This is a genomic window from Pseudomonas sp. BGI-2 (assembly GCF_004310295.1).
GTDB lineage: Bacteria > Pseudomonadota > Gammaproteobacteria > Pseudomonadales > Pseudomonadaceae > Aquipseudomonas.
Genome location: NZ_SISB01000029.1, coordinates 12,422 through 25,998, shown reverse-complemented (window position 1 = coordinate 25,998; position 13,577 = coordinate 12,422). Strand labels below are relative to the sequence as shown.

Here is a 13,577-nt window from a genome sequence, read left to right as displayed (position 1 = left end):
GGGAATAGGAAAATTAGGAAATATGTCGATGGGAGTGATGAAAAAACTGGGTAGCTCGCACTGCGAAAGGGCGCTGCGGGCGGGGATGCCCGGGGTGGGTGCAAAAGTTGAGAGGTGTGTTGAATCGGCTATCGCATTCGCGAGCAAGCCCGCTCCCACAGGGGGCCTATGTCGCCCCCTTTACCGAGATCGACACAATCCCACTGTGGGAGCGGGCTTGCTCGCGAAGAGGCCCGCAAGAGCGCTACAAGTTCAGAGCCGGCCGAATTCCTGCGCCGTACGATCCACCGCTTTCAGGGTTTTGCCGACCAACTCATCAACCTCTTCGCGACTGGCAATCAACGCCGGTGCCATGATCATCCGCCCCAACGTCGAGCGAATAATCACCCCTTCTTCGAAGCCGATCGTGCGGCAACGCCAGGCAATGTCGTTCTCATTGGCAAAGCGCTTGCGACTGGTTTTGTCCTCCGCCAATTGCAGCGCCGCGACCATGCCGACACCCTGAATATCGCCCACCAACGGGTGATTGCCGAACACCTCGCGCAAGCACTGTTGCAGGTACGGGCCGATGTCATCCTTGACCCGCGTCACCACCCCTTCATCACGCAATGCCTTGAGGTTGGCGATGGCCACCGCCGCGGCCACCGGGTGCCCGGAGTAGGTCAAGCCGTGGGCAAACACCCCGCCCTGCTCCACCAGCACCTGAGCCATTTTCTTCGACAGAATCAATCCGCCCATGGGGATGTAACCGGAGGTCAAACCCTTGGCGATCGACAACGTGTCCGGCTCGAAACCGAAGTGCTCGTGGGCGAACCATTCACCGGTACGACCAAAGCCACCGATCACTTCATCGGCGCACAACAGCACGTCGTACTGACGGCAGATTCGTTGAATCTCCGGCCAGTAACTCTCTGGCGGAAAGATCATCCCACCAGCGCCCTGGAACGGTTCGGCGATAAACCCGGCAACCTTGTCCGCACCCAGTTCGAGAATCTTCGCTTCCAGTTGCTGCGCCGCCCGCAGGCCGAATTCAGCCGGGGTCAGGTTGCCCTCGTGGGCGAAGAAGTACGGCTCATCGATGTGTTCGACGTCGGGAATCATGCCGCCCATTTCGTGCATGAACTTCATGCCACCGAGCGCCGTCGCCGCTAGGGTCGAGCCGTGGTAACCGTTCCAGCGACCGATCATGATTTTCTTCTCGGGCTTGCCGAGGATCGTCCAGTAACGGCGCACGGTGCGGATCAGCACCTCGTTGGCTTCGGAGCCGGAGTTGGTGTAGATCGCGTGGCTGTAGTGCCCCGGCAACAGGCTGAACAGCAGCTCTGAGAGCTCGATCACCTGCGGGTGGGTGGTGTGGAAAAACATGTTGTAGTACGGCAATTGCTCAAGCTGTCGGGTCGCTGCAACCGCCAGGTCCTTGCGGCCGTACCCGAGGTTGGTGCACCACAGCCCGGACATGCCGTCGAGGTAACGCCGACCATCGTTGTCCCACAGGTGCAGGCGCTCACCACGGACCATCACCCGGGGTCCTTCGTCGTTGAGTGCTTTTTGATCGACGAATGCGTGGATGTGGTGCGCAGCGTCGGCGGCCTGGTAGTCGCGGGTTTCACGTGGTGTGGTCATCGCCAGTTCTCCGTTTTGTTATTAGCGGCTGTTATGAGCGCAGCTGAAACCAGGTGGTTTTCAACTGGGTGTATTTATCGAATGAGTGCAGCGACAAGTCGCGGCCGAAACCGGACTGTTTGCCGCCGCCGAAAGGCACGGTCACGTCCAGTGCATCGACGCTGTTGACCGACACCGTGCCTGCTCGCAATTGCCGCGCCACGCGGTGGGCGCGATTGAGGTCGTCAGTCCACAGCGAGGCCGCCAATCCGTAGACGCTGTCGTTGGCCAGTTGCAAGGCGTGGGCCTCGTCATCGAACGCCGTGACCGCCAGCACCGGGCCGAAGACTTCATCGCGAAACAGCGGCATGTCCGGGCTCACGCCGGTGAAAATCGTCGGCTGAATGAAGTTGTCGGAACCGTTGAAGATCGACTGCCGACCACCACACACCTTATTCGCGCCCAGGCGCTCGGCCTGCTGGATGAACTTCATGATCCGCGCGGTCTGACGGCTGTCGACAATCGCCCCGGCGCTGCTCGACGGGTCCAGCGGATCCCCCGGTTGCCAGCGCTCGGCCTGCTCTTTGAGGCGCTCGACGAATTCGTCATGAATCGAACGCTGCACCAGCAACCGTGAGTTCGCCGAGCACACTTCGCCCTGATTGAAGAAGATCCCGAACGCCGCTTTCTCGGCGGCCAGATCGAGGTCCTGGCAGTCGGCGAACACCAGATTGGCGCTCTTGCCGCCGCACTCCAGCCACACCTGTTTCAGGTTCGATTGCGCCGAATACTGCATGAAATATTTGCCGACTTCGGTAGAGCCGGTGAACACCAGGCAATCGACGTCCGGGTGCAAACCGAGGGCTTTGCCGGTCTGCTCGCCGAGGCCCGGCAGCACATTCAGCACGCCTGGCGGCAACCCGGCCTCCAGCGCCAGTTCGCCCAGACGCAACGCGGAGAACGGTGATTGCTCGGCGGGTTTGAGAATCACCGAATTGCCCGCCGCCAACGCTGGCGCGAGTTTCCATGCAGCCATGTCCAGCGGGAAATTCCACGGCACCACGGCGGCGACCACGCCCAGTGCTTCGCGGGTAATGGTCGCCAGCACGTTTTGCGCGCTGGGGGCGATCTGGTCGTAGAGTTTGTCGAGGCTTTCGGCGTACCAGCGAAACACCCCGGCGGCGCCCGGCACGTCGACGGTGTAGGCATCCATGACCGGTTTGCCCATGTTCAGCGAATCGAGCAGCGCCAGTTCTTCGCGGTGGGTCATGATCAGATCCGCCAGACGCAGCAACACTTGCTTACGCTCACTCGGCGAACGCGCTGACCAGGTTCCGGCCTCGAACACCTGCCGCGCATTGTGTACCGCCGCGTCCACGTCTTCATCACCGCAAGCGGTCACGTTAGCCAGGCGCTGGCCGGTGGCGGGGTTGATCGCCGTGAAAGTCTGCCCCGACTGCGCCGAACGGGGGTTGCCGTCGATCACAGCCTGATCGGGAAACCGCAGTGCGGCGGCTTTGTTTTGCCAATATGCAAGCTCGAACACGTTCAGATGCTCCATGGACTTTTCTTGTGTTTGGATGGTGGCCCAGGCCCGTGTCCAGGAAAAATAGTAAAAATATCTTCGCAGACCATGAAAAAACTGGGCAGCCAATCTCCCCGGTGGCGCGGGATGTGGTTATTGTTCAAACACAACAACACCGTCGAACGAACGGATGCGGGCGGGCGGCTCGCAATTTGCCTGGATGTCGACATCATCCAACCCGAGGTTTGCCGTGGCTGCCTACAACCTGCGTCAATTGAAGTACTTCATCACCACCGTCGAATGCGGCAGCGTCGCCGAGGCTTCGCGCAAGCTGTACATCGCCCAACCAGCGATCTCTACGGCGATCAAAGGCCTGGAAGACAGCTTCGGCGTGCAACTGCTTATCCGTCATCACGCCCAGGGCGTGTCCCTGACACCGAGCGGCGCGCGCTTCTATCGCAAGGCCCAGGAACTGCTGCGCATGGCCAAGGAGTTCGAACAGAACGCCCTGGCCGACAACGACGTGGTGGCCGGGCAAATCGATATCGGCTGCTTCGAAACGGTCGCGCCGCTGTACCTGCCGCAGTTGATTGCCGGGTTCTCGGCATTGTACCCGGGGGTGAAAATCCGCATCCGCGACGGCGAGCAGCAAGAGCTGGTGCAAGGCCTGACGTCGGGCACCTTCGACCTGGCGATCCTGTACGAACACGACCTCGACGCCACCATCCAGACCGAACCGCTGATGCCGGCGCAGCGCCCTTATGCGTTGTTGCCGGCGGATCATCGCTTTGCTCAGCTCAAGCAAGTGTCGCTGCGCGATCTGTGCCTGGAGCCGATGATTCTGCTGGACGTGCAACCGAGCCGGACCTACTTCGTCAGCTTGTTCGAAGAGTTGGGTCTGACGCCGAACATTGCCTTCAGCTCACCGTCGATCGAGATGGTGCGGGGGATGGTCGGGCAAGGGTTCGGATTCTCGATCCTGGTCACCCGGCCGCATTCGGAATGCACCTATGACGGCCAGAAAGTGGTGTGCGTGGACATCGTCGAAGACGTCACCGGCTCAGGGCTGGTGGCGGCGTGGCTCAAGCGCGGGCAGTTGACCAAACCGGCGCAGTTGTTTGCTGATTATTGTCGGGAGCAACTCACCGCCAAGGCCGGGGCCAGGCCTTAGGGAAACTCTGAAAAAGACTTCCAGATTCGGTGAAATACGCACCTCACATGAACAGAACGTTTGAGCCCCGAAAACAGATGTCCTTCGCCGATGCCGAGTATGCCGGAAAGCGTAAGCAGACCCGCCGCGAGCGCTTCCTGATCGAGATGGATCAGATCGTGCCCTGGAAGGGTTTGATTGCCTTGATCGAGCCGTATTATCCGAAGGGCGAAGGTGGTCGTCCGGCGTATCCGCTGATGGCGATGTTGCGGGTTCATCTGATGCAGAACTGGTTCGGTTACAGCGATCCGGCGATGGAAGAAGCACTTTACGAGACCACGATCCTGCGCCAGTTCTCGGGGCTGCATCTGGATCGGATTCCCGATGAAACCACGATCCTCAACTTCCGGCGCCTACTGGAGAAACATGAGTTGGCGGGCGGGATTTTGCAGGTCATCAACGGTTATGTGGGTGATCGTGGTTTGCTGCTGCGTCACGGCACGGTGGTCGATGCGACGATCATTCATGCGCCGAGTTCGACCAAGAACAAGGACGGTAAACGCGCCCCTGAAATGCATCAGACGAAGAAAGGAAACCAATATTTCTTCGGGATGAAAGCGCACATCGGCGTCGATGCCGAATCCGGCTTGGTGCATAGCCTGGTGGGCACCGCGGCGAATGTAGCGGACGTGACACAGGTCGATCAGTTACTGCACGGCGAGGAAACTTACGTGTGCGGGGATGCGGGTTACACCGGAGTGGACAAACGCCCAGAGCATCAGGACCGCAAGATGATCCGGTCGATAGCCGCCCGGCCCAGCAGCTTCGAATTTGTAGCTGGTGCGAAAACGATTGATGGGTATGGGCGAGGTGCCTCTGTAATGCGGGCCAATTGCCCTGAAACAGTGCAATTAGAGGAAAGAACCGTGGATTAAGGACAAGAAAGGCCTGATTTTCGCCGACTTATGATTTTTTGAGCCTCAAGTAGTGAGGGCATCAAAAATCGGTGGGTACTTCAGTACCTTCCCTAAAGCCGGATAACGATGCATCAAAAAGACTAAGGCGCGCTCAACTGGTCGGAGCAACAAGACGTTGGGGCTTTTACAATACACTTCGACACCAATATTTCGTCACTCGCTCCCCGGTGTCAAGAGCGTTTCGAGATCCGCATCATGCAGAAGCTCGCCCATGATGGCTGCGTGGTTGATGTTGGAGGGATTGGCAACATTCGAGACAACTTCTTAAGCTTGCATGACATAACCCTGATGGTATTGGAAAGCTTGCACCTCGCTGAAGCTAGCCGCAATGTCGACAGCATTTGGAGGATAGGAAAAATATAAGATGACGGCCCTCTCTAATTCAGCGATTTGCCGTTCAGAAAGTCAATCTGCCTAATCAAGAAACGATCAATTTTATGTTGTTGATTCTGAGCCTCATCCATAGTCGCCTTGCTCTGTATTTTCGCTGTAACTCTATTGCACGTACATTGACTGTTTACTTGCACATCGACTGTGATTTTATTCCGTGGACTGCCAGCTAGAGGGAGGATAAAACTATCTCGGGTGGTTGTCATTGGACCTAACCTTTAACACGCTGAGAGGGTAAATATTAAGTTTACAACTAGGTGAGCATCGCTACTGAATCGGTACCCAAGAAGCCTGATATGCGCCAACCACTTGAAGTCAGACTTTCGATGCATTCCAATAATTGAGTGCAGCTCTCAAGAACATCGAGCGCCTTATGTAGATGGGAGTTTCGCAAGCCTCGCAGCACGCTCTTGAGCGATTAAATGCTCTGCTAGCTTCAACATCCCTTGTGGACCACCCGCGCTCAGGTCGAAGCGATATTTGCCGTCAATCACCAAAGCTGGCACCCCGGAAACCTGATAAGCCGCGATTCTTTTCTTGGCATCCATCACTTTGGCCTGAACGGCAAACGAGCGGTAAGTGCTCAGAAATATGTCCTTGTGTATCCCTTCACCTGCCAGAAACTCAGCTATTTCATCAGGCGTCGTCAGTTTTATGCGATTGCGAATGGCCTCAAAAACCGCTGCATGTACACTCTGGCGAGCCCCCATGGCCTGCAGAGTCAAAAACGCCTGACCCTGCACATCCCAGACGCCGCCGAACATGGCCGGCACCCGCACAAAGTTAACGTCCGTCGGTAGCTTTTCGATCCAAGGATTGAGGGTTGACTCCAGATCGTAACAATGCCGGCAACCATACGAGAACAACTCCACTACTTCGATCTTGCCCTGCTGCACAAGCCCACCGCTTTGAGGCAACTCAACGTACTGGCTGATTGCCTGAGAGGCCATACTGAACGAACTACCGGTGACAAAAATGGCGCTCAAAATCAAATGACGCATAGTGGCTCCTGAGAGAATTAAACTAACGATTAACCTTGCCGTAGAAACGGTTGCTGCGGTTTACCCTCAAGGAGAACTTTCAGCAGAGAAGCACCATCCATTGGCTTGTGAAATAGATAACCCTGGGCAGAGTCGACACCCAGTTTTTGAAGATGAGCTCTTTGTTTCTCGGTCTCGACCCCCTCAGCTACCACTTCCAGATCAAGCGACCTGGCCAGGTCGGTGACACACTTAATAATCCTGCTTTGTTTAAAACCCAATGAATGGGCGACAAATCGGGAATCCAACTTTATCTGGTTAAAGGGAATTTCCGACAACCGCATGATCGACGAAAACCCCGTGCCAAAATCATCCAGCGACAAGTTTATTTTGTTTCTTGTCAAGGACTCAATGTTCTCTATTGATACCGTGTCGAGCGCAAGATCACTGTTTTCGGTCATTTCCAAGGTGATCAAATGCAAAGGAATACCGGCCTTTTTTACTTTACCGATAAACTGTTCAGCAAAGCACTTATCCAGCAACTGAGTCACTTCTATGTTGTACGAAAAAACAATGGACTGCCCGGCGGAGACTAGACATTTATGCAGTTTTAGACCTTGTTCAAGCAGGCATGAAAATAGCCTTGGATAAAGTTCGCCTTCCTCAATCAAAGACAAAAATAAACCCGGAAACAAAATCCCCTTTTCTGGGTGAGCCCAGCGTGCCAGCACCTCCACTCCCAAGGTTCTATCGGTTTCCAGACACATCTTGGGCTGGAAATAGGGGACTATTTGCTTATTATCAAGCGCTCGTACTACCTCCAGCTCATTCAACCATCGGGTATTCATTGAAGGCATGATTGTTTGACTGACTGAAGAGCGCATATATACGAGCCTCGCCTTGAACACAAAAGAGGGTGTTACCTTAGCAAATATTCAACCAAGATATTTCTTGGTTTTCCGGGGATAATTCTTGAGTTGATCGTTGGTGTTAAAATCTGATTTAGTATTCCATATCTGTATGCAGAGCTTTTAGAATTCCCCCTACCCCAAAGAGCTTCTACACGCTCGTGACACCATACTCGCGTAGGATTTCATTTTGAAAAAAGGCAGGTTCTCAACACAATGCATTTGACTATACTGGCCACTGACGGTGTCGTCTGAATGCTCTCCTGACACCTACACTCCAGAGGAATCCATGAAAAAACGCGTGCTCATAGTGGATGACCACCCGATTATCTGTGCCGCTATCAAAGCCGTCCTCGAGGAGAACGGTTACGAAGCGGTGGCAGAATCTTCGGATGGCTTCGATGCTTTGACAAAAATCCGCTCTCTCAGTCCCGAGTACATGCTGCTGGATATAGGAATTGACAGTCTGGACGGTCTGTCCGTGCTGCAGCGATTGGCGACGGAAGATATCGAGATAAAAACGCTGGTGTTCACCTCTCACCTTGCCAGCACTTACGCGGTGAGATGTATGCAAGCAGGCGCGCAGGGCTATATAAACAAAAGTGCCGACTTGAGCGAGTTGGTGAAAGGTCTGAACGCCCTGTCCGACGGTTATTTGTATTTTCCGAAAGAGGTGCTGTCCCTATACAGAAACTCGGAGAAACACCCAGACAATGGGTTGCGGGGTCTAACTAACAAAGAAGTCATCATTCTCCAGTTACTGGCGAAAGGTTTTACCAACCTGGAAATTGCAACCAAACTGAACCTGAGCAACAAGACTGTCAGCGGACATAAAGTCAACATACTCAGGAAACTCGGCGCTCGCACGACCATCGAGTTGGCCAGTGTTGCAAAAGAGCTAAATTTGATTTGAGTGTTTCTTCATGATCCTACGAGCAGAACATCTATTGTTATCCATCCTATTAATGATGATGGGTGTCTGCCATGCAGAATCTTTTAGCGGCGTCTCCCTTAGGGTGTCTGACGTGAACCGCTCCATTGATCTTTCCTCCCCGATGGATGAACAGACAACACGCTGGCTGAAGGTAAAAGGCACACTGAAAGTGGGTGTCACCTCTCCTGACTATCCTCCCTTCACCATCACAGACTCCAATAGTGAACTTCAGGGTATAACGGCCGAATACCTCAAGGGTTTGCAAAGTGCTTTGAAGGTTAACATTGAACTCCAACGATATTCGAGCAGGGCACAAGCCTTTCAAGCCTTGGCTCAAGGCGAGATTGATCTGATTGATACCAGTACAGAAGCCGAAGCCCGTAAGTATGGCGCCGACCTTACTGACGAATATACCTTTACCCGAGTTGCGCTCTACTCAAAGACCGGCTCGTTGCTCAATATCGATCTCAGTGATCCGCGCTCCAAGATATCCACGACCGAAAACGGTCTGATAAGTGATGACATCCTTCATGGTTTCCGCAGTACCACTATCGAGATCTATAACTCACCGCTCAATGCCATTTCCTCCGTTCTACATGGCAACTCGCAGGCCTATCTGGGCGATACTGTCAGCACTAGCTATCTGGTCAACCAAAGCTTCAACAACCAGCTCACCACCAACACCACGGTGGCAAGTGCTGACGAAAAAATCGGATTTGCACTCAGATCTTCCGACTCGGTGCTGAAAAACATACTAAACGAACACCTGAGCACCCGCAGTAAATGCAAAAAAATAGAATCGATCAGTTGGTGGGTCTCGACCCTAAAATGCAATGCAGGTGACTTCCTGCAACAGCTGACCGGTCAGGAGAAAAGTCTACTCAATAGCAACAGAACCTTCAAAATAGCCATCAGCGAAGACCTAGCCCCTTATGCTTTTTTCGACAGCCTCGGCCAGTTCAGCGGCTCGACGTCCGATATTCTAGAATTGATCAGACTTGAGTCTGGCCTGAAGTTTAGTGTAGTAAGAACGCACTCTGTGCATTCCGCGATCCAACAACTTAACGCCCATGCCGTCGACCTGAGTTTGATAGCCGAGACCAATGATCGTAAGCGCCAATACCTCTTCACCAACCCCATTTCCAGCACACCCTATACCCTCATCACTCGCAAGGCTGAACCGGATAATTTCTCTCTCTCGGCCTCCGACGTTAAAACCATCGCCCTGCCCAAGTCGGATGCCCTTGAGACCTATATAAAAAATCACTACCCCTCGCTCACGATCCTCAGTACTGACAACATTGCCGATGCACTGAATTTGGTCAGAGACGGTGAAGCCGACTTCACTATCGCCTCGACCAATCAAGCCCGTTATTACTTGGCTTATAAGTATGAGAGCACACTGAAAATCTCAAGTATGTTCATGGGTACCTCAGCTAACATTGCAATAGCAGCGAACCCGAACAACCGCGAGCTCATCTCTATCATTCAAAAAGCCCTGCTAAAAATCTCGCCGAGCGAGATTGCAGTCATAACAGGGCGCTGGCGTGCCAACGCCGCCACTGACAATTTGTACTGGGAAGGCCTCAGTCTACTGATCTATCAAGTACTCAGCGCCCTGTTCGTTCTGCTATTGGCCACTTGCATCTGGATCGCCTTCCTCAAAAAACGTATCTTCAAGAAAACCATCGTGAGAAAGAACCTGCAGACGCAACTGAGCCTGATGCAGAACATGGTCAACAGTATTCCTCACCCCATTTATGTGAGAGATCGTGACGGTGTCCTGATATTGTTTAATAACTCTTACGCCCGCACCTTTAACCCGTCAGCCGACTCAAAGACCAGCAACCTTTCCCTCGACAAACTGATCAGCCAACCGATCTATGCACAATGGGAAAAATCCTATGCCGAGGTCATACGCAACGGCGTGGCCATTTCAAGTGATCAGACATTATCCCTCGATGCCAAGAATCTGGAAATTTACCATTGGATCCAGCCGCTGAGAGACGACGATGCACGGATTATCGGCGTGGTCTGTGGATGGCTGGACATCGGCGACCGCTTGCAGATTCTCGAAGAACTTCGCCAAGCCAAGGAAACCGCGGACAACGCCAATAACAGCAAGTCTATTTTCCTGGCGACCATGAGCCATGAAATCAGAACGCCGATGAACGCCATCATCGGTATGCTCGAACTGACGTTGGTCAGGGACAAAAGCACCACACGAAACCGCGAAGCCATTCAGGCCGCCCATGAGTCGGCGCTGAGTCTTCTTGAACTGTTGGGCGGCATTCTGGATGTTTCCAGCATTGAGTCAGGGCAAACCAGATTGCAGTTGGAGACCACCACGCTGCGGCAGGTGATCGAGCCCGTTGTTATGATTTTCGAGGGCGCGGCAAAGCACAAAGACCTTTGGATCAAGACGACGTTCGATTCGTATTCCGACGCTTATGTTTCCATCGATAAATTCAAGATCAAGCAAGTGCTCTCAAATTTATTAAGCAACGCCATCAAGTTCACGCAAACCGGTGGTGTCAGCGTCACTGTTACTGGTCAAGTCGACGAAGCCGCTGCCATAGGGTTCAGCATCACCGTACAAGACAGCGGCCAGGGCATTCCTGAAGCAGAAAAGGCGACACTCTTCACACCCTTCACCCGAACCAAAATCACCCATAACAGCGGCGCCGGGCTGGGGCTTTCAATCTGTCACTCCCTGAGCAAAATCATGGGCGGTGATCTGAAGATCACCAGCGCTGAAGGCCAGGGTACATCGGTCACCTTGCGTATGTCGGCAGTCATCTCTGCGACGTCTGACACATCCGATTCAAACACCGCGATGATTGCATCCCCCACTACCTCAACCCGGCTCAATGTCCTTATTGCCGAGGATCATGCCCCCAGCCTCAAATTGCTCAAAGCGCAGATTGAGTTGTTGGGGCACACGCCGATCCTGGCTCAAAACGGTCTGGATGCATTGTTCCAATGGGAGGACGCCGAGATCGACATCGTCATCACCGACTACAACATGCCTGAATTGGACGGGATAGCGCTGACCAAAGAAATACGCAAGCTGGAACAGCGATTACAAGCCAGACCCTGCACAATTATCGGCGTGACCGCTAGCATGCTGGAAGTCATAGTGGGTGATTGCCTCGATGCGGGCATGAACAACTGCCTGCTGAAACCCGTCAGCATTTCAACACTCGCTCACTATGTGCCGACGCGGCTCGAACCCGCGCAAGAGCAAGGGTTTGACCAAGCGACGACAGGTTTTCTTTCTGCCTTGCCTGAGCAAAAACGCCAGGAGCTCATGCGTGATCTGGTGACCAGCAATGAAGCCGATTACCAAGCACTTGAAGCCGCTATTGTGAGTGCAGATTTAACCAGCATCAAAAGCACCGTCCATAGACTAAAAAGCTCTGCCCGAATCATTCATTCAGACCGACTGCTAAAACTCAGTGAGTCCATTGAGCAAGAACTAGAAAGAGACGCCGACAGGATCCGCATTGAGCAAATGATATTGGAAGTTGGCGCTGCGCTGGAAGAGATAAAATTGGCCCTTAGCGTTGCCTAAGAAAACTTCGCAGGGCATAAGCAAATTAACATCACCGAGTATTTGAATGCTCATAATGGAAGAGCGTTTTCTCATTCGTCCTCCGCCTCACCCAAGAGCTACCAGACCAAGATCGCTCTTACCACAATTCAAGACCCATCCCGCCAAGAATGCGCGCGCAACGCGTTATAATGTGGGATCAGATAGCTCTCTACGTCTTACAGCGCGTCTAATCTCGACACCTTGATCTCACCGTATTCCGTTAGGGATAAAGATGTTTTATTCATAATTATGGGGAATCGACAATCTGCTAAAGCGCTATATCTAGCAGGAGACGAAAGTTGATGACAACCTTGAGAAACCTAAGCACTACCAAATATTTATATTATTATTTAGCCGCCACGATTAATTACACAGGATTTAAATTAAGAATGTCAAATTCTAGAAAAAAACTACTACTAGCCCTCACGGTAAATATTTTTACATTATTTAGCAATCCCTCTTTTGCAACATGCACCAGTAGTAGTAATGCATGGCCGACATTCGACGTGGGGGCAAACTACGTTCCGCGCAACGCTCCTGTTGGTTCTGTAATTGGAGTTTACCACCGGTCTTTTCATCACTCCCAAGACTTATATTGTAAAAAGAATGACACTTTTGAAGTGCTTATCAACGGGTCCGTAGTGAGTGGTATAACCATGCCGTCAGTCGACGACGGAGATTACAACATAAAAGCAACTATTGTTAAAACAAATATTCCAGGCGTTGGAATAATCGTCAGATCCCAAGGTCTTTTGGGCGCTGCATCTGTTTTTGAAACCATTCCTAGTAACTTTCCTTACCCTCCTTTCAACCTAAAAGCCAAAGGAGCGTTTGGCATACCCCCCGGTTGGTGGACAGAGTTTACACTAGTCAAAATCAGCAATGATATCCCTATGGGTGCATCTAACTTAACAAGCCCTTATTCCATAGTAAAGTACATGAGTAACGGGGAGAACGTCACCTCTATTTTCGTAACGGGCTCAGTAGTGCGTTCAGAATGCTCACTTCCTGCAAGCGCAAGAATTATAAAAGTCCCAATGGGCAACATAGAGCGCCGGCAATTTAAAGGTAAGGGCAGTAAAACCGAAACCAATGAATTCCAAATCCCCCTTACAGATTGCACTGCCGGTACTTACCCGAATCAGTCTTGGAACTTTTATCAAAACTCCAATGCCACCCTATTATTGGAAAGTGCAAAAGGGTCCACCATGATTGACCCTGCGAACGGCATTTTAGGTTTAACTTCCGACTCCACGGCCAAAGGTGTTGCGGTGCAGGTTCTTCACAAGGACGGCATTACACCAATGCCGTTAGGCATTCCAACCCCCATTACCAAGGTCAAGGATGGTAGTATGAGTCTAATCCTCAAAGCCCGGTACATTCAGACCAGCGACTCTGCAACGGGGCCTGAACCAGGTATCGCGAATGCAAGTGCTAACTTTACACTTACTTATAAATAAGTGACGCCGCCATCCAAACAGCTGTGACGTGAAGATATAATCCCGATCTGCGTTCA

Annotated in this window: 8 protein-coding genes and 1 pseudogene; 5 read left to right on the top strand and 4 right to left on the bottom strand. The window is 52.7% G+C overall.

The window, feature by feature from the left end:
• Nucleotides 1-252: 252 nt before the first annotated feature.
• Together EYC95_RS19530 and EYC95_RS19525 are read right to left on the bottom strand one after the other, a co-directional pair.
• Complete coding sequence (locus tag EYC95_RS19530) at nucleotides 253-1,623, bottom strand: aspartate aminotransferase family protein (protein WP_131061817.1); 1,371 nt, start codon at nucleotides 1,621-1,623, stop codon at nucleotides 253-255.
• Nucleotides 1,624-1,654: 31 nt separating this feature from the next.
• Nucleotides 1,655-3,148 (bottom strand): aldehyde dehydrogenase, encoded by a 1,494-nt coding sequence (locus tag EYC95_RS19525; RefSeq protein WP_131061872.1) that lies wholly within the window; start codon nucleotides 3,146-3,148, stop codon nucleotides 1,655-1,657.
• 229 nt (nucleotides 3,149-3,377) lie between these two features.
• On the opposite strand from EYC95_RS19525, the gene EYC95_RS19520 reads away from it, so the two are divergent.
• A complete protein-coding gene (locus EYC95_RS19520) occupies nucleotides 3,378-4,298 on the top strand; it encodes a LysR substrate-binding domain-containing protein (protein ID WP_131061816.1) in 921 nt (306 codons plus the stop codon).
• A 77-nt stretch (nucleotides 4,299-4,375) separates the two neighbouring features.
• Nucleotides 4,376-5,107: pseudogene (locus EYC95_RS19515) on the top strand (IS5 family transposase); the annotation flags it as partial.
• Between the two features lie 908 nt (nucleotides 5,108-6,015).
• On the opposite strand, the gene EYC95_RS19510 reads toward EYC95_RS19515, so the two are convergent.
• Both EYC95_RS19510 and EYC95_RS19505 read right to left on the bottom strand, forming a co-directional pair.
• A complete protein-coding gene (locus EYC95_RS19510) occupies nucleotides 6,016-6,645 on the bottom strand; it encodes a thiol:disulfide interchange protein DsbA/DsbL (protein ID WP_131061815.1) in 630 nt (209 codons plus the stop codon).
• 29 nt (nucleotides 6,646-6,674) lie between these two features.
• On the bottom strand, nucleotides 6,675-7,508 hold the full coding sequence (locus EYC95_RS19505; protein ID WP_131061814.1) for an EAL domain-containing protein: 834 nt from the start codon (nucleotides 7,506-7,508) through the stop codon (nucleotides 6,675-6,677).
• 313 nt (nucleotides 7,509-7,821) lie between these two features.
• On the opposite strand from EYC95_RS19505, the gene EYC95_RS19500 reads away from it, so the two are divergent.
• The 3 genes from EYC95_RS19500 to EYC95_RS19490 all read left to right on the top strand — a co-directional run bounded on the left by EYC95_RS19500 (nucleotide 7,822) and on the right by EYC95_RS19490 (nucleotide 13,521).
• Entirely contained in the window at nucleotides 7,822-8,445 is a 624-nt protein-coding gene (locus tag EYC95_RS19500) for a response regulator transcription factor (RefSeq protein ID WP_131061813.1), read from the top strand.
• A 112-nt stretch (nucleotides 8,446-8,557) separates the two neighbouring features.
• The gene (locus EYC95_RS19495) at nucleotides 8,558-12,040 is read left to right on the top strand and encodes a transporter substrate-binding domain-containing protein (RefSeq protein WP_165557479.1); all 3,483 of its coding nucleotides are present in this window, start codon (nucleotides 8,558-8,560) and stop codon (nucleotides 12,038-12,040) included.
• A gap of 323 nt (nucleotides 12,041-12,363) precedes the next feature.
• On the top strand, nucleotides 12,364-13,521 hold the full coding sequence (locus EYC95_RS19490) for a fimbrial protein (protein WP_131061811.1): 1,158 nt from the start codon (nucleotides 12,364-12,366) through the stop codon (nucleotides 13,519-13,521).
• Nucleotides 13,522-13,577 lie beyond the last annotated feature (56 nt).